This is a genomic window from Streptomyces sp. B93, from assembly GCF_018070565.1.
In the GTDB taxonomy this organism is placed as follows: Bacteria; Actinomycetota; Actinomycetes; order Streptomycetales; family Streptomycetaceae; genus Streptomyces.
Genome location: NZ_JAGPXL010000067.1, coordinates 1 through 26,919, shown reverse-complemented (window position 1 = coordinate 26,919; position 26,919 = coordinate 1). Strand labels below are relative to the sequence as shown.

The window sequence follows — 26,919 nt, the reverse complement described above, 5'->3', positions numbered from 1 at the left end:
GTCGTGAAGGTGACCGGGCTGACGGCGTTCGTCTGGTCGATGGGCGACCGCAGCGGCGTCAGCTTCCGCGCCGACACCATCACCCCCGCAACCGGACCGGCAGCGCACGGCAAGGGCAGTGACGCGTGATGGGGCCGATGCTGTTCGCCTTCGGCCTGGCGGTGCTGGCCTGGATGCTGGTGCTGGGGGACCTGGTGCGGCGTCACTGTCCGGCCTGGCACTGGTACCTCGCGGGGTATCCGCTGACTGCGTGCCGGGTGGTGTTCACCTGGCGCAAGGTCGCCCTCCTCAACGATCTCGCGGTGTCCCGGCGCCCGCCGCGCGGGCTGCTCGGGGATCTGATGGTCAAGGGGGACCCGCTGCGGCCGGTGGCTCCCAGGGTCTCCTTCCCGCGTGCCACCCGCATGGGCCTGACCGTGACCGTGCGGCTGCACGCGGGCCAGACCCCGGCCACCTACATGGCGGCGGCCGATGCACTCATGCACGCCTGGAAAGTGCACGCGGTACGGGTCACCTCGCCCGAACGCGGGCTCGTCCTGCTCACCGCGACGGCCACCGACCCCTTGCAGCGGCCCGGCTTAGCCACCGCCCCCACCGAATTACTGTCAGCGCTCATCGGTGTCCTGGAGAGCGGCGGGGCGTGGGTGATGAACCTGCGCCTGGTCCCGCACTGGCTCATCGCCGGGGCCACCCGCTCGGGCAAGTCGACCCTGCTGGCCCGGCTCATCACCCAGCTCGCCCCGCAGCCGGTCGCGCTGGTCGGCATCGACTGCAAGGGCGGCATGGAACTCGGCCTGTTCGCCGGACGGCTGTCCTCGCTGGCCACCTGCCGACGCGAAGCGGTCGCGATCCTGTCCGCGCTCGTCGTCGACATGCAGGACCGGATGAGCGCTTGCCGGGCGGCCGGGGTCCGCTCCATCTGGGAACTGCCCGACACCCTGCGGCCGGTGCCGGTCGTCGTCATCGTCGACGAGATCGCGGAACTGTACTTGTCCGACGGCACCCGCGAGAGCAAGGCGGAAGCCGACCAGTGCTCCACCCTCCTGCTGCGTCTCGCGCAGCTCGGGGCAGCGCTCGGCGTGCACCTGGTCGTCGCCGGTCAGCGGGTCGGCTCCGACCTCGGGCCCGGCGTCACCGCCCTGCGCGCCCAGCTCGGCGGCCGTATCTGCCACCGCGTCAACGACCCCGGCACCGCCGAAATGACCCTCGGTGATCTGAACAAGGACGCCGTGGCCGTCGCGCAGGCGATCACGGCTGAGGAACGGGGTGTGGCCGTGTGCACTGGGCCGGATGGCGGCTGGAGCCGCGCCCGCTCCCACCTCACACCGACTGAGGAAGCCGTAGCAACGGCACGCAAGCACGCGGCAATGACTCCGGACCTGCCCGCCCTCGGCCGTGCGCTGGCCGCGCTGGAAGGAGACGACAAGTGATCAGCGAAGGAACGGCGTTCACGTTCGCGGTGATCTTCGGGATCATCACCGTCCTCCTCGTCCGCTCCCGTGACGTGCGCGCTTGGGAAGCGGTCTGTGTCGGCCTGTTCGGCGTCTACCTCGGCCAGACCCCCGTGATCCACACCATCCACGGGCTCGTCACCTGGACCATCACCGGCTTCTCCCACACCTGAGCAGAAGGGACCCACGGCCATGCCCATGCCTCGTGTGAGGTGCCCCCACTGCAAAGGCGACGGAGCCCGCAAGACCTGGACCGGACGCCTGCGGCGCTGCCGCGTCTGCCGAGGCACCGGAACCATCCGCTGAACCCCACCACACCCACACCCCATCAACCGAAGGTGATCCCTATGACCCACACCACCCCACCCACCATCACCCGTGCCGCTTCGGCGGCCCACCCCGAAAGGGCACCACCATCACCCCGCAGCACACCGAGGCTGACCGGCGCGCCCTCCTCGACCGCGCGGCGCGCCTGCGTCAGCTCCCCGAAACCGACCGCGACGCCATCCGCCTCGCCCAAGACCCCCAGTTCCCGCGCTGGCTGGAACAGGTCACCGCCACCGGCGGCTGCGCCCACCCCATCCACCTGTCCGGCTCGACCACCACCCTGGACAGCACAACCGGCGAGATCCTCCACCACTACGACACCCGCACCGAACCCGGCGAACGCCTCCTCGTCCGCTGCCGCAACCGCCGCGCCACCATCTGCCCGGCCTGCTCACGCCTCCACGCCGGAGACACCTACCACCTCGTCCGCACGGGCCTCCTCGGCGGGAAGAACGTCCCCGCCACGGTCCGCCACCGCCCCCGACTCTTCGTCACCCTGACCGCCCCCTCTTTCGGCCCAGTCCACCGCACCGGGGAGCTGTGCCGCCCGCGCCGCGACGGCGGCCAGTGCGAACACGGTCGTCCCCTCGGCTGCGGCGTCGTCCACACACCGGAGGACCCCACCGCCGGACAGCCTCTCTGCGCCGACTGCTACGACTACACCGGCCACATCCTGTGGCACGCACACGCCTCCAAGCTGTGGGACCGCTTCGCCATCGACGTACGGCGACGCCTCGCCTCCTCGGTCGGCCTCGTACAGTCCCACTTCCGCCACCACGCCCGACTGTCCTTTGCACGCGTCGCCGAATACCAAAAGCGCGCGGCCGTCCACGTGCACGCCATCATCCGCCTCGACGGACCGGACGGACCCGACACCGAACCCCCCACTTGGGCCACCACCGACCACCTCACCGACGCCGTACGCGCCGCTGCTGGGCGGGTCCTGGTCCACACCCCCTACAGTCCAGCGGTCGGTGAACTCACCCTCGCCTGGGGCGCCCAGCTCGACATCCGGACCCTGCACGCCGACGGTGACGGACCGGATGACGACGCCGTAGCCGCGTACGTGGCCAAGTACGTCACCAAAGGAGCAAGCGACACCGGCGCCGGTACCGACCACCCACTCACCACCCGGCACGACATCGACACCGCCCCCGTCACCACCCACGTCCGCACCCTCATACGAACCTGCTGGCGCCTCGGCGGCCTCCCCGAATACGGCCCCCTCCGCCTCCGCGCCTGGGCCCACACCCTCGGCTACCGCGGCCACATCCTCACCAAATCCCGCGCCTACTCCACCACCTACACCGCACTCCGCGCCGAACGCGCCCACCACCTCGGCCACACAAACACCCCCGACACGATCACCGAACGGCGCTGGCGCTACGTCGGCTCCGGCCACACCCCCGGCGCAGCACTCATCGCCGCAGGCATAGCTGACGATCTAGCAAACAACCGGGAGAGCGCGCGAGCAGCAACCACTGACCGGGGGTGGGCGTAGTGCCCCACACAAAGGTCACTTGGGTGCCGGACAAGACCCTATCCCCCGCCGAACGAGCTTTGCTCTTGCGCATTCTTTTCGGCCCTTACGCACGCAACAGACTGACCGAAAGAGCTGACACACGGTCACCTCGTCGCAGTAACGTAGGCGTAGAGACACGCGCCCCGGCAGCGGCTGGCACCGCCCCGGGGCTGGCCGACTGACTAGGAGTCGACATGTCCAATGTAAGCACACCCCTGCCCTCACAAGGTGTGGCCACTCCTGGCGAGACCAGTGCTCGGACACTGCGCGCCGTGGACTATCTGCGAGTTTCCACCGAGGAGCAGAAGAAGGGCTACGGCATTGCTAGGCAGAGCCGGAAGACCGTCCGACACATCGCAAGCAAGCAGTGGGTGCACGTGGGCACCTACAAGGACGAGGGAGTCTCGGGGTCTCTCGAAGCGGCTGACCGAGGCGATCTGAGGCGCCTGATGGAGGATGCACAAAAGTCGCCACGCCCCTTCGACATCGTGGTAGTTCCGGACGGCCGTGTGATCGGTCGGAAGGGGCGTGCCTTCTGGCGCTGGGTTTGGGCTCTTGAAGACATCGGCGTGTACGTCGCCGTAGTCGCAGACGACTACGACAACACCACGACCGAGGGGCGCAAGAAGATGCGCCGTGACGCTGACTACGCCGAGACTGAGTGGGAGACGATCCGTGAACGCACTCAGGGCGGCTTGCAGGAAAAGGCTGAGCTGGTTCCCGCCGCGCACATGGGCGGGCGTCCGCCATACGGCTATCGCATCGCTGACAAGGGCGCGACGGATTCGTACCTCGTAATCGATGAGTCTGAGGCAAGCGTCATCCGGCATGTCTATGACCTGGTGGTCAGCGAAGGGCTCAACCTCCGAAAGGCCACCATCCGCCTCAATACCGAAGGGATCACGGCCCGCTCTGGTAAGGCATGGACTCGCGACAACCTGCGGGATCGGATCATGTCGATCCCTGTCCTAGATGGCGTGATGGTCTTCCGAGGCAAGCACGCCAAGACGGATGAGGAAGGCAATCCTGTCTGGGGCGGATCCGTGAGGATCGAGTTACCTCGGATCCTGACCGAAGAACAGAGCGCAGAGCTACGGCGCAAGGTGGCCGAAACCGCGAAGCGCAGCAGTGGGCGACGGGAGTTCTACCCGCTGACGGGCCGGGTCATCAGCCTGTGCAGGAAGACGTATGCGGGTATCAGTCGGGCGGCAGAACGGGACGGCGCCCGCTACTACCGGTGCGCGGGCAACGCCCCCCGAGACCCTAGCCAGAAGTCCTGCGGTTGCTCATACATCGATGCTGACGCGCTTGAGGCGCATGTCTGGAAGCACGTCACAGAGATCGCGAGTGACAGCCAGAAGCTCCAGGACCTGGCTGCCGAGTGGATCGGGATGGCACAAGGGGACAAGTCAGCCTTGACCGACCGGATCGCGGACCTTGATCAGCAGATCGAGAGCATGAACGCGTCGATCGCGGCCGTCATCGTGGCGACGGCCAAGCAGAGCAAGTCAGCGGATGCCATCCGCGCTGCGACAGCGGCTCTGAACGAGGAACTTCAGCAACTTCAGAACCTGCGGGACGAGGCAGCCGAGTGGCTCGCTGAGATGGAAGAGTCCGACCGGCGAGCACGAGACCTCCGGGCACTGGCGGCCATGGCGAAGGAGTCGTTCCCCGAAATGGGGCCGGAACAGCAGGCTGCCATTCTTTCCATGCTGGAGCTGAAGGTCACAGTCACGGGCCCCGTGCCAGATGGCCGCCGGGGCGGGGTTCCCTGCACAGTGCGAGCCTGGTATGCCGCTACTGGCCTTGGAGTCCCCACTTCGCCACTCTCGGACGACGAGTGGGCGACAGTGGCTCCGCTGCTCCCGAAGGGACGCAAAGGCGTCGTTCGCCGTTCCGTAGATGCGATCTTCTACAAGGCGCGTACAGGGAAGTCCTGGCCCAACGTGGTCAAGGAAACGGGAGCCACCATCCAGGCCTCGAAGCACTTCAGTGCCTGGACGTCCGATGGCACCTGGAGTCGCGTGAACGCTGCTCTGAGGGGTGTGGATCGCGTCCCTCTGCCGGAGCCGGAGCTACTGCCCCCGATGATCATTGAAGGACGCGTCGACTCGAGCGTGATGCTGCACCCAGAAGGACGATCCCGAAGGGGATGCCGATGATCGTGATGCAGAGCAGCACGCCCGCGAGCAGGTAGGCCAGGAACAGCCAGAAGCCGCTCAGGACGAGCCAGATGATGTTCAGGATGGTCTTCATCGGTGGCGACCTGCCATCTGCTCGAGGCGGCTGATGCGTTCCGCCATGGGCGGGTGGGTGGAGAACATCCGGGACAGCCCCTGTCCGGGCCGGAACGGGTTGGCGATCATCATGTGGCTGGCGGTCTCGATGCGCGGCTCCGGGGGCAGCGGCAGCTGCTTGGTGCCCGCCTCCAGCTTGCGCAGGGCGCTGGCGAGGGCGAGGGGGTCGCCGGTGAGCTGGGCGCCGGAGGCGTCGGCCTCGTACTCCCTGGAGCGGCTGATGGCCAGCTGGATGAGGGTGGCGGCGAGCGGGCCCAGGATCATGATCATCAGCATGCCGAGGAGACCGGGACCGTCATCGTCGTCGGAGCGGCCGATCGGGATCAGCCAGGCGAAGTTCACCAGGAACATGATCACGGAGGCGAGCGCGCCCGCGACCGACGAGATGAGGATGTCGCGGTTGTAGACATGGCTCAGCTCGTGCCCGATCACCCCGCGCAGCTCGCGCTCGTCGAGGATGCGCAGGATGCCCTCCGTGCAGCACACGGCGGCGTTGCGCGGGTTGCGGCCGGTCGCGAAGGCGTTGGGTGCCTCCGTCGGGGAGATGTACAGCCGGGGCATGGGCTGGCGGGCCTGGGTGGAGAGGTCACGGACCATGCGGTACAGCGCGGGCGCCTCGAACTCGCTGACCGGGCGGGCACGCATCGCGCGCAGGGCCAGCTTGTCGCTGTTCCAGTACGCGTACGCGTTCGTGCCCAGGGCGATCAGGACCGCGACAACGAGCCCCATACGGCCGAAAAAGCTGCCGATGACGATGATGAGCGCGGACAGTCCCCCGAGGAGGACTGTGGTCCTGAGCCCGTTGTGCCGGCGGTGCACGGTACGCCCTCCAAGTGGTGCGGCAGGGGGACCCTTTGCTTGGTGATCTGCTTGGTGATCCTGCTTCGCTGTCTGTGAATCCGCTGGTGTCGTGCTGTCACGTCCAGTGGACCCTCCCGATCTGGTCAACGCCAGGCGAGGAGGACTAGTTCCCTTGTGCGCGCGCACGCACACGTGGGCCGTCCGGGTGACGGGCGGGATGCGGCCGGACTGGGGGCTAGAACAGGCCGGTGTCGGCGAAACGCAGGACCAGCTGCGGTGCTCCGGACAGGCCGATGCCGAGGACGGCGGTCAGCGCGATCGCGGCGGTGAGCGGGGCGGGCACGAGGTGCTTCGCGGGCTCGCCCTCGGGGGCGCGGAAGAGCAGTGCCGTCCACTGGAGGTAGTAGAACAGCGCGATCACGACGTTGACCGCCATGACTACGGCCAGCCAGCCCAGGCCCGCGTCGACGGCCGCGGAGAAGACGGCCACCTTGGCGAAGAGGCCGATGATGCCCGGCGGCAGTCCGGCCAGGCAGAGCAGGAAGAAGGCCAGGAGGAGAGCCGTCAGGGGGTTGGTGGCGTAGAGGCCGCGGTAGTCCGTGATCCGGTTGAGGGTCCTGGTACGGCCGACCAGTGCGGCCACCGCGAAGGCGCCGAGGTTCACGGCGGCGTACATCAGGGCGTAGGCGACCGTGGAGCCGATCGACTGCTCGGCGTCGTCGGAGTACGCGGCGGCGGCGATCGGTACGAGGAGGTAGCCGGCCTGGCCGACGGAGGACCAGGCGAGCAGGCGTACCGCGCTGTACGCGCGCGTGCCCTGCTGGCGCAGGGCGCCCACGTTGCCGACGGTCATGGTGAGGGCGGCCAGCGCGGCGAGGGCGGGGCCCCAGACGTCGGCGTACGACGGGAGGGCGATGACGGTGACGAGGATCAGGCCGGTGAAGCCGACGGCCTTGCCGACGACCGACAGGTAGGCGGCGACCGGCAGGGGCGCTCCGACGTAGGTGTCGGGCACCCAGAAGTGGAACGGCACGGCGGCGGTCTTGAAGGCGAAGCCGACGAGGGTGAGGACGACGCCGGTCTGGGCAAGGGTGTGCAGTTGCCCGTCGACGTCCTGGATGCGCTCGGCGATGCGGGTGAGGTGCAGGGTGCCGGTGGCCGCGTAGACGAAGCTGACGCCCATGAGGCTGACCGCGGTCGCGGTGACCGAGGACAGGAAGAACTTCAGGGCGGCTTCGGAGGACCTCCGGTCACCGTGCCGCAGGCCGACCAGGGCGAAGGCGGGCAGGGAGGCGACCTCCAGGGCGACGATCAGGGTGGCGAGGTCGCGGGAGGCGGGCAGGAGGGCGGCACCGGCGGCGGAGGAGAGCAGCAGGAACCAGAACTCCCCTTCGGGGAGCCTCTTGCGGGCGTCCTTCAGGGCGGTCACCGACAGCAGGGCGGCGAGCAGGGCACCGCCGAGGACCAGGAACTGGATGACGAGGGTGAAGCGGTCCGCCGTGTAACTGCACACGCCCGGCTCGCCGGTGAGGCAGAAGGTGGAGCGGTCGCCGTCGAGGAGCGGCAGCAGCATCACCAGGGACGCGGCGAGGCCCGCGACCGACACCCAGCCCAGCAGGGCCTTCCGGGCGTCGGCGACGAAGAGGTCGGCGACGAGCACGGCGAGCGCCACCACGGCGGCGATGGTGGGCGGTGCGATGGCGAGCCAGTCGACGGACTGGACCACGGACTGGGCTACGGCCGTGGAGTCGGCGCCCGTAGCGGTGTGCGTCACGGTCTGGGCCGTGGTCGCGGCCGGGAAGCTCATCGGGTGCCTCCGTCGAGGAGCTGCTGTACGGCCGGGTCGGTCAGGCTGAGGAGGGTCTTGGGCCACAGTCCGGCGAGGACGGTGAGGGCGACGAGCGGCGCCCAGGCCGCGTACTCGTAGCGCTGGACGTCGGGCAGCTTGGGGGCCTCCTGCTCGACGGCGCCCATGCAGACCCGGCGGACCACCATCAGCAGGTACGCGGCGGTGAGGAGGGTGCCGAACGCGCCGATCGCCATGAAGGTGAGGAAGGCGGGACGGCTGAGGCCGTCCGCGGGCCGGAACGCGCCGAACAGCGCCAGCATCTCGCCCCAGAACCCGGCGAGTCCGGGCAGGCCCAGCGAGGCGACCGCGGCGAAGGCGAGCAGGCCGCCGAAGCGGGGGGCCTTGCCGTAGAGCGCGGCGCCGGTTTGGTCGGCGAGGGTGTCGAGGTCGGTGGTGCCGGTGCGGTCCTTCAGTGCGCCGACCATGAAGAAGAGCAGGCCGGTGATGAGGCCGTGGGCGATGTTGGCGAACAGGGCGCCGTTGACGCCGGTCGGGGTCATCGTCGCGATGCCGAGCAGCACGAAGCCCATGTGGCCGACGGACGAGTAGGCGATGAGGCGCTTGAGGTCGCCCTTCGCGCCGCGCCTGGCGAGGGCGAGGCAGGCCAGGGACCCGTAGATGATGCCGACGACGGCGAAGGCGGCGAGATACGGCGCGAAGGTGCGGAAGCCGTCCGGCGCGACCGGGAGCAGGATCCGCACGAAACCGTACGTGCCCATCTTCAGCAGGACTCCGGCCAGGAGCACCGAGCCGACGGTCGGGGCGGCGGTGTGGGCGTCGGGCAGCCAGCTGTGCAGCGGCCACATCGGCGTCTTCACCGCGAGCCCGAGACCGATCGCCAGAACGGCGGTGACCTGCACGGACGTGCTCAGCGACCGGCCGTTGTCAGTGGCGAGTGCCATCATGTCGAACGTGCCCGCGCTGAGTCCGATCAGCAGCAGGCCGAGCAGCATGACCACCGAGCCGAGCAGCGTGTACAGGATGAATTTCCAGGCCGCCGCGGCCCGGCCCTCGCCGCCCCAGCGGGCGATGAGGAAGTACATCGGGATCAGGACCATCTCGAAGGCGAGGAAGAACAGCAGCAGGTCGAGGACGGCGAAGGTGGCGAGGGTGCCGGACTCCAGGACGAGCAGCAGCGGTACGAAGGCCTTCGGGGACGGGCCCGCGGGCATCTTGAAGTAGGAGTAGAGCGCGCAGAGGAAGGTCAGCAGCGCGGTCAGGACCAGAAGGGGCAGGGAGATGCCGTCGATGCCGAGGTGGATCCGCACATCGAGTGCGGGGATCCAGCTGATGTCCGTCGTGGCCTGCATCCTCGACGGCTGGTCGTGGTCGAAGCCGAGCACCAGGACGATCGCGGCGATGAGGACCGCCCCGGTGACGGTCACCCCGTGTCGCAGCACGGCCTGCTCCGGTGACTTCCCCTTCAGCCCGGGCGGTGCGGGCAGCAGAGCGGCGGCGGCGCCGAGGAGCGGGCCGACCACGACGAACGCCAGAAGGAACTGCATCACGGACTCGCTGATATCGATCACGCCTGCTCACGCTCCCGTGGCGACGAGGACGACGGCGACCGCGAGGACGACGGTGCCGGCGAGCAGCGCGCTCACATAGGTCTGCACATTGCCGGTCTGGGCCCGGCGGACGGCCGCGCCCAGCAGGCGGGGCAGGGCGCCCGCGCCTCGTACGTAGGTGTCGACGACCTCACGGTCCAGGAACCGCACGAGACTCGCCCCGCCCCGCACCGGGCGGACGAAGAGTGCCGTGTACACGGCGTCCAGGTGGAAGCCGACGGCCGCGTGGCGGTGCAGCGGGCCGAGCAGCAGCCGTCCCGGGTCCGCCGGGTCGGGGGCTGAGGCCACATCGCCGTAGGCCGGTGCGTGGCTGGCGATCGCCTCGGACTCCACCAGTCCGGCGTCGCCCTCCGGATGGGCGGCGATCGCGCCGAGCGGGGCCTGGGCCGCGAGCGCGGTGGTGTGCCGCCAGGCCGCGTAGGTGACGATGCCGCCGACCAGGGCAACGCCCGTGCCGAGCACGGACGTGGTGAGGGTCGGGGCCAGGTCACCTCCGTCGAACCAGTCGGGCAGCACCCGGAAGGCGAGCCCGCCCAGGGCGAGGGAGGGAACGGCGAGCACCCACAGCACCACGGTCATGGTCAGGGGCTGCTTCCCGTGGTCCGGGGCCTCGGCGCCGTGGCCGCGGAAGGCGAGCAGCCACAGCCGGGTGGCGTAGGCGGCGGTGAGCAGCGCGGTGAGCAAGGCGGAGACGAGGACGATCCAGCCCGCGGCGCCGGGGGCGTGCTCGGTGTGGCCGGTGGAGACGTGTTCGGCGGCGCCGAGGACGGACTCCTTGGAGAAGAAGCCGCTGAACGGCGGGATCGCGGCGAGCGCGAGCAGCGCCACGGTCATCGTCCAGTAGGCGTCGGGGACCCGGTCGCGCAGGTTCCGCATGCGGGACATGGCGGCGAGCGAGTTGGTACCGGCCGCGTGGATGATCACGCCGGCCGCGAGGAACAGCAGCGCCTTGAAGGCGCCGTGGGAGAGGAGGTGGAAGACGGCGGCCGACCGGTCGGCGACGGCCAGGGCGCCGGTCATGTAGCCGAGCTGACCGATCGTCGAGTAGGCGAGCACGCGCTTGATGTCGTCCTGGGCGAGCGCGGCGAGCCCCGAACCGACCATCGTGACCGCGGCCATGACGGCGAGCACGACCATCGCGGCCGTCGACGCCTCGAAGACCGGGAGGAGCCGGGCGACGAAGTAGACACCGGCGGCGACCATCGTCGCGGCGTGGATCAGCGCGGAGACGGGCGTGGGGCCCGCCATCGCGTCGGGGAGCCAGGTGTGCAGCGGGAACTGCGCCGACTTGCCCGCCACGCCCGCGAGGAGCAGCAGGGCGATGAGGGTGGGGTGGTCGAGCCCGCCGCCGGCGACGGTGCCGAGGACCTGGGTGATGCGGAACGACCCGGCGTCGGTGGCCAGTGCGAACAGACCGATGAGGAAGGGGACGTCACCGAGCTTGGTCACCAGGAAGGCCTTGAGGGAGGCGGCGCGGGCCTCCGGGGTCTCCCAGTAGTGGCCGACGAGGAAGTAGGAGCAGATGCCCATGACTTCCCAGCCGACCAGCAGGACCATCAGGTCGCCCGAGTAGACGACCAGCAGCATGGCGGAGGTGAACAGGGAGACGAGCGCGGCGTAGGACGGGTAGCGCGGGTCGTCGCGAAGGTAGCCCGTCGAGTAGATCTGCACACAGGAGGCGACGAGGCCGACGAGTACGGCGACGAGGGCGGCGAAGCCGTCGATGTGCAGGGCGAGTTCGATCGGGACCGAGCCGGTGGGCGTCAGCTCGGTGGCGGAGTCGACGGCCTGGCCGCCGCCCTGGCGGACGGCGACGAGGGCGGCGAGGACCAGTGAGGTGACGGTCGGCAGGACGGCGACGGGCCGGGCGAAGCCGGGGGCCGTGCGCCCCAGGAACAGACCGGCGGCGGCGCCCAGGAAGGGCAGGAGGGGGACGAGGACGGCGAGGGTGGTCGTGGTCACGCGGTGGCCTCAGCCTTCTCGGCCCGCGCGGGCTGCCCGGCCGTGCCGGTGTCGCTGTCGGGGCCGTCGGTCCCGCGGCCCTCGGCGGTGTCGCGGAGCTTGTCGATGTCCGAGGTGCCGCGGTTGCGGTACACCGCGAGGACGATCGCCAGGCCGATGCCGATCTCGGCGGCGGCGATGGCGATGGTGAACAGGGTCAGCGCCTGACCGGAGTGCAGGGTCTCCTGGGCGGTCCTGCTGAGCCAGACGTCGAAGGCGACGAGGTTCAGGTTGACGGCGTTGAGCATCAGCTCGACCGACATCAGGACCAGGATCGCGTTGCGGCGCGCGAGGACCCCGTACAGGCCGGTGCAGAACAGGAGGGCGGAGAGTACGGCGGGATAGGCGAGGTGCATCAGCGGGCGCCTTCCTTCTCGTCGGCCGCGGGGGTGGCGTCGGCCTTCGCCTTGCGGGACAGGACGATCGCGCCGACCAGGGCGGCGAGGAGGAGGACGGAGAGGGCTTCGAAGGGGAGGACCCAGTTCTGGAAGAGGCTCGCGCCGGTGACCGCGGTGGAACCGGCGGCGGGGCCGTCCAGGTCGATCCAGGTCGTGCGGAAGGCGTCGACGACGACCCAGACCAGGGCGCCGGCCGCGGCGACGGCGACGGTGAGGGCGGCCCAGCGGTTCCCGGAGTCGGCGTCCGGGGAGCGCCCGATGGGAGCCTTGGTGAGCATCAGACCGAACAGGAGGAGGACGACGACGGAACCGACGTAGATGAGGACCTGCACCCAGGCGATGAACTCGGCGGTGAGCAGGAGGTACTCGACGGCGAGGCCGCCGAGGGCGACGACCAGCCAGAGGGCCGCGTGCACCAGTTGCCGGGTGGTGACGGTGACGATCGCGGCGCCGAAGGTGACCAGGCCGACGAGGAGGAAGGCGATCTCCACGCCGGTCGGGGACAGGAAGCCCTGGGTCTCGGCGGCGGTCACGGCCGTGGCGTCGGCGGCCAGGTGGCCCGCGGTGACGGCGAGGGTCATTCCCTGCCCTCCTGGCGTGGCTGGTCGGTCTGCTGCGGGGAGTCGCCCGCGGGGCGGGTGGGCCCTTCGGCCGCGCGGGTCTGCTCGTCGGCGTGGGGAGTGGAGGGGGAGGCCGTGCCGGCGGCGGACTCGGCCTCCTGCTGGGCCGCGAGTTTTTCGGCGGTCTTGCGGGCGGCGGCGACCTCCTTCGGTTCCTCCGCCGACGGATCGAGGGCCGGTGGGGCCGGGACCGTCCACATCCACTCGCGGAGCTTGTCGCGTTCGTGGGTGAGGTCGCGGATGTCGGTCTCGGCGTACTCGAACTCCGGGGACCAGAACAGCGCGTCGAAAGGACAGACCTCGATGCAGATACCGCAGTACATGCACAGGGAGAAGTCGATGGCGAAGCGGTCGAGGACGTTGCGGCTCCGCTCCCGGCCACCGGGGGTCGTCGCCGGGACCGTCTCCTTGTGGGAGTCGATGTAGATGCACCAGTCGGGGCACTCACGGGCGCAGAGCATGCACACCGTGCAGTTCTCCTCGAACAGGCCGATCACTCCGCGGGTGCGGGGCGGGAGGTCGGGCTGGGTGTCCGGGTACTGCTCGGTGACCGACTTGCGCGTCATCGTGCGGAGGGTGACGGCCAGGCCCTTGGCGAGGCCGGAGCCCGGGATGGGGGCCATCAGGAGATCACCACCTTGACGATGCCGGTGAGGGCGATCTGGGCGAGGGAGAGGGGGACGAGGAGGGTCCAGGAGAGTTTCTGGAGCTGGTCCTCGCGCAGCCGCGGGTAGGTGACGCGCAGCCAGATGACAAGGAAGGCGAGGAGGGCCGTCTTGAGCAGGGTCCACACCCAGCCCAGGCCGTCCGCGCCCCAGGGGCCGTGCCAGCCGCCCAGGAACAGGACGGTGGTCAGGCCGCAGAGGATGACGATCCCGGCGTACTCGGCGAGGAGGAAGAGGGCGAAGCGCAGGCCGGTGTACTCGGTGTACGCGCCGAAGATGATCTCCGAGTCGGCGACCGGCATGTCGAACGGCGGGCGCTGGAGTTCGGCGAGACCGGCGACGAAGAAGACGATCGCGCCGACGATCTGCCAGGGCAGCCACCACCACTCGAAGGCGTCGAGGATGCCGGGGAGGGAGACGGTTCCCGCCGCCATGGCCACGGAGGCGGCGGCGAGCAGCATCGGGAGTTCGTAGGCGAGCAGTTGGGCAGCGGTGCGCAGGCCGCCGAGGAGGGAGAACTTGTTGGCGGAGGCCCACCCGGCCATGAGGGAGCCGAGGACACCGACGCCCATCACGGCCAGGACGAAAAAGATGCCCGCGTCGATGACCTCGCCGACGGCGCCCTCGCCGGGGCCGATCGGGATGGCGAGCAGCACCAAGAGGTACGGGAGGAGGGCGACGGCGGGGGCGAGCTGGAAGATGCGGCGGTCCGCGCCCGCGGGGACGATGTCCTCCTTCTGCGCGAACTTCACCCCGTCCGCGACGAGTTGCGCCCAGCCGTGGAAGCCGCCCGCGTACATCGGGCCGAGGCGGCCCTGCATATGGGCCATGACCTTGTGCTCGGTCTGGCCGATGAGCAGGGGGAAGGTGAGGAAGACGCCGAAGACGATCAGGAGTCGCAGGGCGACGTCCAGCGCGTCGTTCACCGCGGGCCTCCTGTGGGGTCTTCGGGGGTGTCGGGGTCTTCGGGGGTGTCGGGGTCTCGGGGCGAGTCAGGGGCTTGGGGGGTCTTCGGGTCCTGGGCCGTTCCTGTGTCTTCCTCCGGCGCGGAGGCCTCGGTCGGCTCCGGGTTCGCCGTGTTCTCCGTGTGCTCCGTGTGCTCCGGGTTTTCCGTCCGTCCCCCGCCCGGCGGCACCTCCTCGAAGGCCGGGCGGGCGTGGTGCCAGGGCGCGTCGGGGCTGCGGGGGGCGGCGCCCTGGCCCTCGCCCTGCCCGGCACCCTGGCCCTCGCCCTGCCCCGTGCGCTGGCTCGCGGAACCCTCCGACGCGCTACGGGCGCGCCGCGGCGTGCCACCGGGGGCCGCGGGGCGTTGTGAGGCGGAGCCATCCGACGCGCTGCGTGCCCGTCGGGGACGCGCGGGTGTGCCCGAACCGGCGGCGCCCTCGGTGGCGGCGCCCGCGGGTGCGCCCTGCGCCCCTGCCGCCTCGGATGCGCCCCCCGAGCCCGCCCCCTCGGGCGCGCCCCGCGCCCCCGCCGTCTGGGTCGCCGAGCCCTCCGCTGCCGTACGGGTGCGGCGGGCCGGGCGGTCGCCCGGGGTGCGGGCGGCTCGGGCGGGGCGGGCGGGGGCCGGGGGGAGCTGGCCCTTCAGGGGGCCCCACTCGTTGGGGTCGGGGACGCCCGGCGGGAGCATCTGGCGGCGCTTGGGCCCGCCGTGCTCCGACTCCCCCGGTTCCTTCGCGCCGGGCCAGGCCTTGGCGACGCGGGCGGCCAGGACGAAGTCCTTGCGCAGCGGGTGGCCCTCGAAGGTCTCCGGGAGGAGGAGGTGGTCGAGGCCTGGGTGGCCCTCGAAGGTGACGCCGAACATTTCGTGGGTCTCGCGCTCGTGCCAGGCGGCGCCCGCGTAGACGTCCACGGCGGAGGGCAGGGCGGGGGCGTCGTGCGGGACAGTGGTGCGCAGCAGCAGTCGCCGTACGGGTGCGAGGGCGACGACGTGGGCGGAGACGCGGAAGCCGGTGCCGGGTTCGTCGACCGCGCTCAGCCAGTCGAAGTAGGTGCAGCCGAGCCGGTCGCGGGCCGTCGTCAGGGCGGTGAGCCAGGACGCGGGGGGCACGTCCACGGTCAGGACCGCGTAGGACTCCTCGGCCGTGGCGTCCGTGCCGAAGAGTTCCTCGGCGGGTTCGGGCAGCCAGCCGACGGTGGTCATCCCCGCACCTCCGGCTCGTCCTCGTTCGCCGTACCACTCGGCGCACCGCCCGGTGCACCACTCTCCGCACCGCTCCCCGGCGGCCGTACGAGGTCGCTCTGGAGGGCGGCCACCGACGGACGGGCGGCGCCGTAGCGCTCGCCCAGGGACTCCCGGGCGATCTTCTCCTGGAGCTTGAGGATGCCCTGGAGGAGGGCCTCGGGGCGGGGCGGGCAGCCGGGGACGTAGACGTCGACGGGGATGATCTGGTCGACGCCCTTGGTCACCGAGTACGAGTCCCAGTAGGGGCCGCCGCAGTTGGAGCAGGCGCCGAAGGAGATGACGTACTTGGGCTCGGGCATCTGCTCGTAGAGGCGCTTCACGGCGGGGGCCATCTTGTCCGTGACCGTGCCGGAGACGACCATCAGGTCGGCCTGGCGGGGGCCCGGCGCGAAGGGGATGACGCCGAGGCGGATGAAGTCGTGGCGGGCCATCGACGCGGCGATGAACTCGATCGCGCAGCAGGCGAGGCCGAAGTTGAAGACCCAGAGCGAGTAGCGGCGGCCCCAGTTGAGGACGACCTTCATCGGCTCGGGGGCGAGGCGGGCGAGGGCGCCCAGCCGCTTGGGCTCCGGCAGCGGGACGGGCTGGGAGACGGGCCGCGCAGGGGTCACGTCCATGCCAGGACCCCCTTCTTGTAGGCGTAGAGCAGGCCGACGGCGAGGAAGCCGAGGAAGATGAACATCTCCACCAGGGTCGTCGCGCCGTAGCCGGGCGCGGCGAAGACCGTGGCCCAGGGGAAGAGGAAGATCGAGTCGACGGCGAAGATCACGTAGAGGAAGGCGTAGACGTAGTAGCGGACCTGGGTGTGGGCCCAGCCCTCGCCGACGGGGTCGACGCCGCACTCGTAGGTCAGGAGTTTCTCGGGGGTGGGGACCACGGGCCGCAGCAGCCGTCCGGCGCCGAAGGCCACGGCGACGAACAGCACGCCGACGACGGCCAGCAGCCCGACGACCGAGTACGACTGGAAGTAGTCCGCCGCCCATACGACGGTCGGTTCCCGCACGTCCGTCCCTCGCTCCCTGCCCAAGTGCCCGGTGACCTGGTGGTGAGTCTAGGCCCTGTTAAAGAGACGGTAAGCAGCCCGTCGCACCTTGAGATGCACGTGAGACATGCCGTGTGAGACATGCCGTGAGACAGGGCCGTCCACCGCCGCCGGGGTGGGGTTATCCCCCGGTTCCCGGCGGCGGCCCACCTCATGGCATTACGGTCCGCCAGACGGCACGCTGAGCCGTATGACCGAACGCCTCCCGTCCGCCCGCCGTGACCGGTACGCCGCCGACGACCGGCCGCCCCCGGCGCGGCTCGCCTACGACGCCCACACCTGGAGGGAGATCGCGCATCTCCTGGCGAACTTCCCGATGGCGCTCATCGGGTTCGTCTACACGGTGACCGTGCTGTTCACCAGCGCCTTCCTGACCATGACGGTGATCGGGTTCCCGCTGCTCGCGGCGGGTCTGATGGGGGCGCGGCAGCTGGGCAAGCTGGAGCGGGCGCGGGCCCGGGCGCTGCTCGGGGTGCGGATGGACGAGCCGAGCCCGCTGCCGTTGCGCAGTACGCGCCACGGGGTCTTCGCGCAACTGTGGATGGCGCTGAAGGACCCGGTGGGCTGGCGGACGGTGCTGTACGACTTCATCCGGCTGCCGTGGGGCATCCTCACCTTCACCCTCACGCTGGTGTCGCTGTTCGTGCTGTGGCCCGTGCTGCCGTTCCTCGCCCGGGGACTGACCAACGCGGACCGGGCGATGGTGCGCGGGCTGCTGTCGCCGTCGGACGAGCTGGAGCGGCGGATCGCGGAGCTGGAGTCGGACCGGGGTGTGGTCGTGGACACGGCGGCCGCCGATCTGCGCCGTATCGAGCGCGATCTGCACGACGGGGCGCAGGCCCGCCTGGTCAACCTGGCCATGGGGCTGGGCCTGGCGAAGGAGAAGCTGCTCGACGGCCAGGCCGACGACCAGGTGGCGGCGATGGTCGAGGAGGCGCACGGCGAGGTGAAGCTGGCGCTCCAGGAGCTACGGGACCTGGCGCGCGGCATCCACCCGGCCGTCCTCACCGACCGCGGTCTGGACGCGGCGCTCTCCTCGGTGGCCTCGCGCTGCACGGTGCCGGTGAAGGTGACGGTCGACCTGGACTCGCGGCCGGCGGAGGCCATCGAGGGCATCGCCTACTTCACCGTCTCCGAACTCCTCCAGAACGTCAGCAAGCACAGCGGGGCGAGGTCCGCCTCGGTGGAGGTGTGGCGGACCGACGACCGGCTGCTGATCCAGGTCGGCGACGACGGCCGCGGCGGCGCGCGCCTCGACGGCGGCACGGGGATGCGGGGGCTCGCGGAGCGGCTGGACGCCGTGGACGGGCTGTTCGTCGTCGACTCGCCGGAGGGCGGGCCGACGACCGTCACCGCCGAACTGCCCTGGCGCGACCGGGACCGCGACCGGGACCGGGACCGCGACCGGCAGCGACCGACGGGATAGACCGCCGTAGACCGCCGTTGGACAGGCGACGGACCGGCGGCGGACCGCCGATGGACCGCCGATGGACCGCCGAGGTAGGGAAAACCCCCCGTTCAGAACGCCGACGGCCTCCATGGTCCCGGCTCCCCCGGCCGAGCAGGCTGGACACACGGGCACAGACACACCCGAGCGCGGCACACGACGAGCAGGACGGGACGACAGGGATGACCACCATGGACACCACGGACACCATGGGCTACCGGCACGAGTACGGCTCCGCGCGCGGTCCCGGCGACCGCCGCCACCGGCTCCCCGCCCCGCTCCGGGCGCCGTTCGAGGCACGCCACTGGCGTGAGCTGACGTACGTGCTGATCGGCCTGCCGATGGGGGTGCTGCTGTTCACCTACGCGGTGACGATGGTGTCGCTCGGGGCGGGCCTGCTGGTGACGTTCCTCGGCGTTCCGGTGCTGGCGGCGGCCCTCGCGGGATGCCGGGGCCTCGGGTCGGTGGAGCGGGGTCTCGCACGGGGGCTGCTCGGCCTGGAGGTGGCCGCGCCGGAGCCGCTGCGGGTGCGCGGCAAGGGCGGCGCGCTGGCGTGGATGGGCGCCGTCCTCAAGGACGGCACGTCGTGGCGGCACCTGCTGTACGCGGTGCTGCGCCTGCCCTGGGCGGTGTTCTCCTTCTCCGTCGCGGTCAGCTTCTTCGCCTACGGCTGGGCGATGCTGACGTACCCCCTGTGGTTCTGGGTCTTCCCGCTGTACGGCGGTCAGGACGGGCTCCAGCTGTACGGCGACGAGACGCACAGCGTCTACCTCGACAACCCGTTCGAGATCACGGTGACGGCGCTGGTGGGGCTGCTGTTCACGCTGGCCACACCGTGGATCGTGCGGGCGCTGACGACGGTGGACCGGGTGCTGGTGCACGGGCTGCTCGGGCCGTCGCGGCTGGCCTCGCGCGTGGAGGAGCTGGAGTCCGACCGGGGCGTCGTGGTGGACACGGCGGCCGCCGATCTGCGCCGTATCGAGCGCGATCTGCACGACGGGGCGCAGGCCCGCCTGGTCAACCTGGCGATGGATCTGGGCCTGGCGAAGGAGAAGCTGGCGGAGGACCCGCGGGCGGCGGCGCGGATGGTGGACGAGGCGCACGGCGAGGTGAAGACGGCCTTGCAGGAGCTGCGCGACCTGGCCCGCGGCATCCACCCGGCCGTCCTCACCGACCGCGGTCTGGACGCGGCGCTCTCCTCGGTCGCCTCGCGCTGCGTGGTGCCGGTGTCCGTGGACGTGGACCTGGCCGAGCGGCCCGCGCCCGCCATCGAGGGCATCGCGTACTTCACGGTCTCCGAACTCCTCCAGAACATCAGCAAGCACGCGCGGGCGACCCGGGCGACCGTGGACGTGTGGCGGTCGGAGAACCGGCTGATGCTCCAGGTCGTCGACGACGGGGTGGGCGGCGCCGACGCCACCTCCGGGTCCGGTCTCGCCGGGCTCGCCGAGCGGCTGGACGCCGTGGACGGGATCCTCGTCGTCGACTCCCCGGCGGGCGGCCCCACCCGGGTGACGGCCGAGCTGCCGTGGCGGCGCGGATGACCGTTCCCACGGGCGGAACTGACCCTTCCACGGGCCGGAACTGACCCCTCTCCCGGGCCGGAACCGACTCGTTCCGGCCCCTTCTTCCCCCACTCCGGGCGCCCCCGGGCCCGAAGGCTGGAATGCTTGACTGTCGAACGGGTCGCACACGGTGTGCGGCCCGCACAGGCTGTGGGGGGCCGAGGGATCGTGGAGGACAGGGTGCGGGTGGTCATCGCGGAGGACTCGGTACTGCTCCGGGAGGGCCTGACCCGGTTGCTGACCGACCGCGGGCACGATGTCGTCGCCGGGGTGGGGGACGCCGAGGCCCTGATCAAGTGCATCGCCGAACTGCACGCCGAGGGCGCGCTGCCGGACGTCGTGGTCGCGGACGTACGGATGCCGCCCACCCATACGGACGAGGGCGTCCGGGCCGCCGTACGACTGCGCAAGGCGCATCCGGGGCTCGGGGTGCTGGTGCTGTCGCAGTACGTGGAGGAGCGTTACGCCACCGAACTGCTGGCCGGTTCCAGCCGTGGCGTCGGTTATCTGCTGAAGGACCGGGTGGCCGAGGTCCGCGAGTTCGTGGACGCGGTGGTGCGGGTGGCCGGGGGCGGTACGGCGCTGGATCCCGAGGTGGTCGCGCAGTTGCTGGGGCGGTCCCGCAAGCAGGACGTGCTCGCCGGGCTGACCCCGCGCGAGCGGGAGGTGCTGGGCCTGATGGCGGAGGGGCGGACCAACTCCGCGATCGCCCGGCAGCTCGTGGTCAGCGACGGCGCGGTGGAGAAGCACGTCAGCAACATCTTCCTCAAGCTCGGGCTCTCCCAGAGCGATGGCGATCACCGGCGGGTTCTCGCGGTTCTCACCTATCTGAATTCCTGATTCCGGTATCTGGACACGAATGGGTGAGTCCAGAGAATGCCGGAAGGGCTCGCGCGGACCGGCGACTCCTCGCGAATGTCCGGTGCTGACTCGTGCGAATGACCAAGGGGAGCCATCCTCAACGGACGTAGGGTTGATTGCGGGAGGGTCCCCGGGACCGCTCCCCGACACTCGCCTCGAAGGAGGTCCAGTTCAGTGACCAGCCAGGTCAGCAGCCCAGCGGAGCAGACCGACGGAGCCGTCGTAGGAGAGCAGCGCAAGGCGGGCGGAGCGAAGACCGTCCGCCGTCTGGACCGGGTGATCATCAGGTTCGCGGGGGACTCGGGTGACGGTATGCAGCTCACCGGTGACCGGTTCACCTCGGAGACGGCGTCGTTCGGGAACGACCTGTCGACGCTGCCGAACTTCCCCGCGGAGATCAGGGCGCCCGCCGGGACCCTGCCCGGGGTGTCGTCGTTCCAGCTGCATTTCGCCGATCATGACATCCTCACCCCCGGTGACGCGCCGAACGTGCTGGTGGCGATGAACCCGGCCGCGTTGAAGGCGAACATCGCCGATCTGCCGCGCGGCGCGGAGATCATCGTGAACACCGACGAGTTCACGAAGCGGGCGATGCAGAAGGTCGGGTACACGGAGAACCCGTTGGAGGACGGGTCGCTGGACGGCTACCACCTGCATCCGGTGCCGTTGACGACACTGACGGTGCAGGCACTGAAGGACTTCGGGCTGTCCCGCAAGGAGGCCGAGCGCAGCAAGAACATGTTCGCGCTGGGGCTGCTGTCATGGATGTACCACCGGCCGACGGAGGGCACCGAACGCTTCCTGAAGCAGAAGTTCGCCCGCAAGCCCGAGATCATGAAGGCGAACCTGGCGGCGTTCCGCGCGGGCTGGAACTTCGGCGAGACGACCGAGGACTTCGCGGTCTCCTACGAGGTCGCGCCCGCGGCCACGGCCTTCCCGACCGGCACCTACCGCAACATCTCCGGGAACCTGGCCCTGTCGTACGGGCTGGTGGCCGCCTCCCGGCAGGCGGACCTGCCGCTGTTCCTCGGCTCGTACCCGATCACCCCGGCCTCGGACATCCTGCACGAGCTGTCCAAGCACAAGAACTTCGGGGTACGGACCTTCCAGGCGGAGGACGAGATCGCGGGGATCGGGGCGGCGCTGGGCGCGGCGTTCGGCGGGTCGCTGGCGGTGACGACGACGTCGGGGCCGGGCGTGGCGCTGAAATCGGAGACGGTCGGGCTGGCGGTCTCCCTGGAGCTGCCGCTGCTGGTGGTCGACATCCAGCGCGGCGGGCCCTCCACCGGCCTGCCCACCAAGACCGAGCAGGCGGACCTGCTCCAGGCGATGTTCGGGCGCAACGGTGAGGCGCCGGTGCCGGTGATCGCGCCACGCACCCCGGCGGACTGCTTCGATGCCGCGCTGGAGGCCGCGCGGATCGCGCTGACCTACCGCACGCCGGTGATGCTGCTCTCCGACGGCTACCTGGCCAACGGCAGCGAGCCGTGGCGCATCCCGGAGCTGGAGGAGCTGCCGGACCTGCGGGTGCGGTTCGCACAGGGGCCCAACCACACGCTGGCCGACGGCAGCGAGGTGTTCTGGCCCTACAAGCGGGACCCGCAGACCCTGGCCCGGCCGTGGGCGGTGCCGGGCACGCCGGGCCTGGAGCACCGCATCGGCGGGATCGAGAAGCAGGACGGCAGCGGGAACATCTCGTACGACCCCGCCAACCACGATCTGATGGTCCGCACCCGGCAGGCGAAGATCGACGGCATCGACGTGCCGGACGTCACCGTCGACGACCCCGACGGCACCGCGCGCACGCTGGTGCTGGGCTGGGGATCGACGTACGGGCCGATCACGGCGGCGGTACGGAGGCTGCGGGCCGCCGGGGAGGAGATCGCGCAGGCGCATCTGCGCCACCTCAATCCCTTCCCCGCCAACCTGGGCGAGGTCCTCGCGGCTTACGAGCGGGTGGTGATCCCGGAGATGAACCTGGGCCAGCTCGCCACCCTCATCCGCGCGAAGTACCTGATCGACGCCCGCTCCTACAACCAGGTCAACGGCATGCCGTTCAAGGCCGAACAGCTCGCCACGGCACTGAAGGAGGCCATCCATGACTGACACCGCGTCCGAGGCGGCGATCGAAGCGCTGAAGCTGGTCCCCAAGGCCGAGGCCAGGCAGTCCATGAAGGACTTCAAGACGGACCAGGAGGTGCGCTGGTGCCCGGGCTGTGGTGACTACGCGATCCTCGCCGCGGTGCAGGGCTTCATGCCGGAGCTGGGCCTGGCCCGGGAGAACATCGTCTTCGTCTCCGGGATCGGCTGCTCCTCCCGCTTCCCCTACTACATGAACACCTACGGCCTGCACTCCATCCACGGCCGCGCCCCCGCCATCGCCACCGGCCTCGCCGCCAGCAGACAGGACCTGTCCGTCTGGGTCGTCACCGGCGACGGCGACGCCCTGTCCATCGGCGGCAACCACCTCATCCACGCCCTGCGCCGCAACGTCAACCTCAAGATCCTGCTGTTCAACAACCGGATCTACGGCCTGACCAAGGGCCAGTACAGCCCCACCTCCGAGGTCGGCAAGATCACCAAGTCGACGCCGATGGGCTCCCTCGACGCCCCCTTCAACCCGGTCTCCCTGGCGCTGGGCGCGGAGGCATCCTTCGTGGCCCGCACCATCGACTCCGACCGCAAGCACCTCACCGAGGTGCTGCGCGCCGCCGCCACCCACCCCGGCACCGCGCTCATCGAGATCTACCAGAACTGCAACATCTTCAACGACGGCGCCTTCGACGCCCTCAAGGACAAGCAGCAGGCGCAGGAGGCGGTGATCCGCCTGGAGCACGGCCGGCCGATCCGCTTCGGCGCCGACAACGCCAAGGGCGTCGTGCGCGACCCGGCCACCGGTGACCTGACCGTGGTCACCGTGACGCCGGAGAACGAGGACCGGGTGCTCGTCCACGACGCCCACAGCGCCTCACCGACCACCGCGTTCGCGCTGTCCCGGCTGGCCGACCCGGACACCCTGCACCACACCCCGATCGGCATCCTGCGCTCCGTGGAACGCCCCGTCTACGAGCAGCAGATGGCCGAGCAGCTCGACACCGCCGTCGAGCAGAACGGCAAGGGCGACCTCGCCGCGCTGCTGGCGGGCGGCGACACCTGGACGGTCGTCGGCTGACCTACCGAGCGGTTGACCTACCGGCCGTCTGTGGGGCCCGGGCGCTACAGCTAGCGCGTCCGGGCCCCGTCGTGTGCCTGGCGCGTCTCGTCGTATGCCTGGCGGGCCGCTGTGACGTCGGTCATCCGTCGTTCGGTCCACAGCGCGAGCGCCCGGACCTGTTCGGCGGCCTCGCGGCCCAGGTCGGTAAGGGAGTAGTCGACGCGCGGCGGGATGACGGGCTTGGCGTCGCGGTGGACGAAGCCGTCGCGCTCCAGGGTCTGCAACGTCTGGGTGAGCATCTTCTCGCTGACCCTGCCGATCGCCCGGCGCAGCTCGCTGAACCGGTGCGGGCGCTCCAGCAGACGGATCAGGACGAGGACGCCCCAGCGGCTGGTGACGTGCTCCAGCACGAGGCGGGACGGGCACATCGTCGTCGCGTGGGCGCTGACCATCGGGCTTACCTTCATGGCAGTACCTTACTTCAAAGTGGGTACTTTCTCTCAGTTAGCGCCCCCCTTAGGGTTAGTGGCAAGCACCCCCACAAGGAGAGCGCAGATCATGAGCATCGTCGTCACCGGAGCCACCGGCCACCTCGGCCGTCACGTCATCGAGCAGCTGCTGGAGAAGGTCCCGGCCGACCAGGTCACGGCCGTCGTCCGCACCCCGCAGAAGGCGGCCGACCTCGCCGCCCGCGGAGTACGGATCACGGTCGCCGACTACAACTCCCCCGAGACCCTCGACGGCGTGTTCGCCCCCGGCGACAAGGTGCTGCTGATCTCCGGCAGCGAGGTCGGCAAGGACCGCGTCGGCCAGCACCGCGCCGTGATCGACGCCGCCAAGGCGGCCGGGGTCGCGCTCCTCGCCTACACCAGCGCCCCGGGCACGCTCACGGCCGCGCTCGCCGACGACCACCGCGCCACCGAGCAGGTGCTGACCTCGTCCGGTGTGCCGTACGTCCTGCTGCGCAACGGCTGGTACCACGAGAACTACACCGAGAACCTCGCCCCGGTCCTCGCGCACGACGCCGTCGTCGCCGCGGCCGGTGACGGACGGATCGCCTCCGCCGCCCGCGCCGACTACGCGGCCGCCGCCGTCGCCGTACTGACCGGCGAGGGGCACGAGAACCGCACGTACGAGCTGAGCGGGGACGAGGCGTGGAGCCTCGCCGAGTACGCGGCCGAGCTGAGCAGGCAGACCGGCAGGGAGATCGCGTACAACGCCGTCTCCGGTGAGGTCCTCGTCGACATCCTGACCGGCGCCGGGATGCCCGAGGGCTTCGCCACGGTCCTGGCCGGGGTGGACGCGTCCATCGCCAAGGGCGAGCTGGCCGGCACCGGCGGTGACCTCTCCCGGCTGGCCGGGCGCCCGACGACCCCGATCGCCGAGGCGGTCGCCGCCGCGCTCAAGGACTGACCTGGCCGATCTCCGCCACCCCGCCTGTCATGACCGTATGGCGATACGGGCATGACAGGCGGAGGCGGTGAGCGCTACCTTCCCTCCAGACGGATTCATCCGGGTGGGTGATGTGGGAAGGAGGGCCCCGTGGCCGAGCAGTCCAGGGGTGAGCAGCGCATAGGGCTGCTGAACGGCGTCGCCGCCTATGGGATGTGGGGCCTGGTCCCGCTCTTCTGGCCGCTGCTGAAACCCGCCGGGGCGGTCGAGATCCTCGCCCACCGGATGGTGTGGTCCCTCGCCGTCGTCGCCGTCGCGCTGCTCGTCGTACGGCGCTGGGGGTGGGCCCGTGAGCTGCTGCGGCAGCCGCGCCGCCTCGGGCTCGTCGCGTTCGCCGCGGCCGTCATCACCGTGAACTGGGGTCTGTACATCTGGGCCGTCAACACCGGACACGTCGTCGAGGCCTCGCTCGGGTACTTCATCAACCCGCTGGTCACCATCGCGATCGGCGTGCTGCTGCTGAAGGAGCGGCTGCGGCCCGTGCAGTGGGCGGCGGTCGGGATCGGCTTCGCCGCGGTCCTCGTGCTCTCCATCGGTTACGGCCGACCGCCGTGGATCTCCCTCGTCCTCGCCTTCTCCTTCGCCACCTACGGTCTGGTGAAGAAGAAGGTCAACCTCGGCGGGGTGGAGTCACTGGCCGCCGAGACCGCGATCCAGTTCCTGCCCGCGCTCGCCTTCCTGCTGTGGCTGACCTCCCAGGGCGACTCCACCTTCAGCACCGAGGGACCGGGGCACGCGGCGCTGCTCGCCGCGACCGGCCTGGTCACCGCAGCGCCGCTGGTCTGCTTCGGCGCCGCCGCGATCCGGGTGCCGCTGTCGACGCTGGGGCTGCTCCAGTACCTGGCGCCCGTCTTCCAGTTCCTGCTCGGCATCTTCTACTTCCACGAGGCCATGCCGCCCGAGCGCTGGGCCGGTTTCGCCCTGGTCTGGCTGGCCCTGACCCTGCTGACCTGGGACGCGTGGCGTGCCGTACGACGGTCCAGGCCGCGCCCGTTGACGGAGTCGGCGTTGGCCGAGGGGGTCGGGGAGCGGCTGCCGAGCCGGGAGCGCGTCTGAGGGGCGGTGCGGAGGCCGCCGGTCCTCACGGACGGCTGGCGGCACCCTCCGCCCGGCGGGCTCGTTCGGCAAGGCGGAGCATCCGGGCGCGGGCCGTCTCCAGTTCCTCGGCGTCCTCGGCGGCCACGCCTCCCCCGTCAGCCAGTCGCGTCCACAGGCCGAGCAGTTCCCGGCCCAGCGCCATGCCCAGCTCCGGGTCGCGTACGGCGCGCCAGGCGGTGGCCGCGCTCTGCACGTTGCTGTAGGCGGCCTCCGCGTCACGGGTGCGGTGGTGGTGGATCGCCGCCAGTTCGAGGGAGAGCCGGAAGGCACGCTCCGGGTCGCCCGCCAAATAGGCCACGTAGGCGGCCAGTTCCGTCAGGCGGAGCACGTCCGGGTGCTCCGGCCCCAGCGCCCTCGACGACTCCGCCAGCGCCCGCTCGGCCAGCGTCGCCGCGGCGTCTATACGGCCCGACTTCACGGCGTCGCTGATCTGGGTCGTGGCGGTGGGGGCGGAGGCGGGCGGTGCGCCGCCCTCCCCTTCGCCCAGTACGACTTCGGCCACGGCGTCGAAGCCCCGGGGCGGCGTGGGCCTGAGGTCGGCCACCTCCGCGGGGGCGGGCCTGGCGGCGGCGGGGGCGGTGTGGGTGTGGGTACGGGGCGGCGCGGGGGCGGGGGT

25 protein-coding genes and 1 pseudogene are annotated in these 26,919 nt (G+C 70.8%); 11 read left to right on the top strand and 15 right to left on the bottom strand.

Going from position 1 to position 26,919, the window contains the following annotated elements; all coding sequences use genetic code 11:
• Positions 1–128: 128 nt before the first annotated feature.
• Together KBY47_RS33880 and KBY47_RS33875 are read left to right on the top strand one after the other, a co-directional pair.
• Positions 129–1,430 (top strand): FtsK/SpoIIIE domain-containing protein, encoded by a 1,302-nt coding sequence (locus tag KBY47_RS33880; RefSeq protein ID WP_210928075.1) that lies wholly within the window; start codon positions 129–131, stop codon positions 1,428–1,430.
• Positions 1,427–1,624, top strand: coding sequence for a hypothetical protein (locus KBY47_RS33875; protein ID WP_210923351.1), 198 nt, complete (start codon positions 1,427–1,429; stop codon positions 1,622–1,624). The genes KBY47_RS33880 and KBY47_RS33875 overlap by 4 nt, the downstream gene beginning before the upstream one ends.
• A gap of 155 nt (positions 1,625–1,779) precedes the next feature.
• Here KBY47_RS33875 and KBY47_RS33870 read toward each other — a convergent pair whose 3' ends face one another.
• Complete coding sequence (locus KBY47_RS33870; protein WP_210928069.1) at positions 1,780–2,028, bottom strand: hypothetical protein; 249 nt, start codon at positions 2,026–2,028, stop codon at positions 1,780–1,782.
• On the opposite strand from KBY47_RS33870, the gene KBY47_RS33865 reads away from it, so the two are divergent.
• Both KBY47_RS33865 and KBY47_RS33860 read left to right on the top strand, forming a co-directional pair.
• The gene (locus KBY47_RS33865; RefSeq protein WP_210928073.1) at positions 1,924–3,279 is read left to right on the top strand and encodes a replication initiator; all 1,356 of its coding nucleotides are present in this window, start codon (positions 1,924–1,926) and stop codon (positions 3,277–3,279) included. The two genes, KBY47_RS33870 and KBY47_RS33865, sit on opposite strands and share 105 nt — an antisense overlap.
• 293 nt (positions 3,280–3,572) lie before the next feature.
• Positions 3,573–5,462: a recombinase family protein gene (locus KBY47_RS33860; RefSeq protein ID WP_308405387.1), complete on the top strand. Its 1,890-nt coding sequence runs from the start codon at positions 3,573–3,575 to the stop codon at positions 5,460–5,462.
• Here the strand turns inward: KBY47_RS33860 and KBY47_RS33855 are convergent.
• The 12 genes and pseudogenes from KBY47_RS33855 to KBY47_RS33800 form a co-directional block, all read right to left on the bottom strand.
• A pseudogene (locus KBY47_RS33855) lies at positions 5,440–5,556 on the bottom strand (YccF domain-containing protein); the annotation flags it as partial. The gene KBY47_RS33860 and the pseudogene KBY47_RS33855 overlap by 23 nt on opposite strands.
• The gene (gene htpX, locus KBY47_RS33850) at positions 5,553–6,416 is read right to left on the bottom strand and encodes a zinc metalloprotease HtpX (protein WP_210928065.1); all 864 of its coding nucleotides are present in this window, start codon (positions 6,414–6,416) and stop codon (positions 5,553–5,555) included. The gene htpX and the pseudogene KBY47_RS33855, both read right to left, overlap by 4 nt.
• 217 nt (positions 6,417–6,633) lie before the next feature.
• Positions 6,634–8,205 (bottom strand): NADH-quinone oxidoreductase subunit N, encoded by a 1,572-nt coding sequence (locus KBY47_RS33845; RefSeq protein WP_247695648.1) that lies wholly within the window; start codon positions 8,203–8,205, stop codon positions 6,634–6,636.
• Entirely contained in the window at positions 8,202–9,776 is a 1,575-nt protein-coding gene (locus KBY47_RS33840) for a NuoM family protein (protein WP_210928063.1), read from the bottom strand. Before KBY47_RS33840 ends, KBY47_RS33845 begins: the two co-directional genes overlap by 4 nt.
• Positions 9,777–9,782: 6 nt before the next feature.
• Positions 9,783–11,777, bottom strand: coding sequence for an NADH-quinone oxidoreductase subunit L (locus tag KBY47_RS33835; RefSeq protein ID WP_210928061.1), 1,995 nt, complete (start codon positions 11,775–11,777; stop codon positions 9,783–9,785).
• The gene (gene nuoK, locus KBY47_RS33830; protein WP_210928059.1) at positions 11,774–12,172 is read right to left on the bottom strand and encodes an NADH-quinone oxidoreductase subunit NuoK; all 399 of its coding nucleotides are present in this window, start codon (positions 12,170–12,172) and stop codon (positions 11,774–11,776) included. The genes KBY47_RS33835 and nuoK overlap by 4 nt, the downstream gene beginning before the upstream one ends.
• The gene (locus KBY47_RS33825) at positions 12,172–12,795 is read right to left on the bottom strand and encodes an NADH-quinone oxidoreductase subunit J (RefSeq protein ID WP_210928057.1); all 624 of its coding nucleotides are present in this window, start codon (positions 12,793–12,795) and stop codon (positions 12,172–12,174) included. The genes nuoK and KBY47_RS33825 overlap by 1 nt, the downstream gene beginning before the upstream one ends.
• The gene (locus tag KBY47_RS33820; protein ID WP_210928055.1) at positions 12,792–13,457 is read right to left on the bottom strand and encodes an NADH-quinone oxidoreductase subunit I; all 666 of its coding nucleotides are present in this window, start codon (positions 13,455–13,457) and stop codon (positions 12,792–12,794) included. Before KBY47_RS33820 ends, KBY47_RS33825 begins: the two co-directional genes overlap by 4 nt.
• A complete protein-coding gene (locus tag KBY47_RS33815) occupies positions 13,457–14,425 on the bottom strand; it encodes a complex I subunit 1 family protein (protein WP_210928053.1) in 969 nt (322 codons plus the stop codon). Before KBY47_RS33815 ends, KBY47_RS33820 begins: the two co-directional genes overlap by 1 nt.
• Complete coding sequence (locus tag KBY47_RS33810) at positions 14,422–15,642, bottom strand: NADH-quinone oxidoreductase subunit C (protein WP_210928051.1); 1,221 nt, start codon at positions 15,640–15,642, stop codon at positions 14,422–14,424. Before KBY47_RS33810 ends, KBY47_RS33815 begins: the two co-directional genes overlap by 4 nt.
• Positions 15,639–16,301: an NADH-quinone oxidoreductase subunit B gene (locus KBY47_RS33805; RefSeq protein WP_210928049.1), complete on the bottom strand. Its 663-nt coding sequence runs from the start codon at positions 16,299–16,301 to the stop codon at positions 15,639–15,641. Before KBY47_RS33805 ends, KBY47_RS33810 begins: the two co-directional genes overlap by 4 nt.
• Positions 16,292–16,687, bottom strand: coding sequence for an NADH-quinone oxidoreductase subunit A (locus KBY47_RS33800; RefSeq protein WP_210928047.1), 396 nt, complete (start codon positions 16,685–16,687; stop codon positions 16,292–16,294). Before KBY47_RS33800 ends, KBY47_RS33805 begins: the two co-directional genes overlap by 10 nt.
• A gap of 229 nt (positions 16,688–16,916) precedes the next feature.
• On the opposite strand from KBY47_RS33800, the gene KBY47_RS33795 reads away from it, so the two are divergent.
• The 5 genes from KBY47_RS33795 to KBY47_RS33775 all read left to right on the top strand — a co-directional run bounded on the left by KBY47_RS33795 (position 16,917) and on the right by KBY47_RS33775 (position 23,771).
• On the top strand, positions 16,917–18,152 hold the full coding sequence (locus tag KBY47_RS33795) for a sensor histidine kinase (protein WP_210928045.1): 1,236 nt from the start codon (positions 16,917–16,919) through the stop codon (positions 18,150–18,152).
• A 212-nt stretch (positions 18,153–18,364) separates the two neighbouring features.
• The gene (locus tag KBY47_RS33790; RefSeq protein WP_210928043.1) at positions 18,365–19,717 is read left to right on the top strand and encodes a sensor histidine kinase; all 1,353 of its coding nucleotides are present in this window, start codon (positions 18,365–18,367) and stop codon (positions 19,715–19,717) included.
• Between the two features lie 201 nt (positions 19,718–19,918).
• The gene (locus KBY47_RS33785; RefSeq protein ID WP_308405388.1) at positions 19,919–20,578 is read left to right on the top strand and encodes a response regulator transcription factor; all 660 of its coding nucleotides are present in this window, start codon (positions 19,919–19,921) and stop codon (positions 20,576–20,578) included.
• 195 nt (positions 20,579–20,773) lie between these two features.
• On the top strand, positions 20,774–22,705 hold the full coding sequence (locus KBY47_RS33780; protein ID WP_210928039.1) for a 2-oxoacid:acceptor oxidoreductase subunit alpha: 1,932 nt from the start codon (positions 20,774–20,776) through the stop codon (positions 22,703–22,705).
• Entirely contained in the window at positions 22,698–23,771 is a 1,074-nt protein-coding gene (locus KBY47_RS33775; protein WP_210928037.1) for a 2-oxoacid:ferredoxin oxidoreductase subunit beta, read from the top strand. The genes KBY47_RS33780 and KBY47_RS33775 overlap by 8 nt, the downstream gene beginning before the upstream one ends.
• 50 nt (positions 23,772–23,821) lie before the next feature.
• Here KBY47_RS33775 and KBY47_RS33770 read toward each other — a convergent pair whose 3' ends face one another.
• On the bottom strand, positions 23,822–24,220 hold the full coding sequence (locus tag KBY47_RS33770) for a helix-turn-helix domain-containing protein (protein WP_210928035.1): 399 nt from the start codon (positions 24,218–24,220) through the stop codon (positions 23,822–23,824).
• A gap of 91 nt (positions 24,221–24,311) precedes the next feature.
• Here KBY47_RS33770 and KBY47_RS33765 point away from each other — a divergent pair, with 91 nt between their 5' ends.
• Positions 24,312–25,166 (top strand): SDR family oxidoreductase, encoded by an 855-nt coding sequence (locus KBY47_RS33765; RefSeq protein ID WP_210928033.1) that lies wholly within the window; start codon positions 24,312–24,314, stop codon positions 25,164–25,166.
• A gap of 129 nt (positions 25,167–25,295) precedes the next feature.
• A complete protein-coding gene (gene rarD, locus KBY47_RS33760; protein ID WP_210928031.1) occupies positions 25,296–26,261 on the top strand; it encodes an EamA family transporter RarD in 966 nt (321 codons plus the stop codon).
• Positions 26,262–26,286: 25 nt separating this feature from the next.
• On the opposite strand, the gene KBY47_RS33755 is transcribed toward rarD, so the two are convergent.
• Positions 26,287–26,919, bottom strand: a 633-nt coding sequence (locus tag KBY47_RS33755; protein ID WP_210928030.1) for a tetratricopeptide repeat protein, incomplete at its 5' end; no start/stop codon positions are given.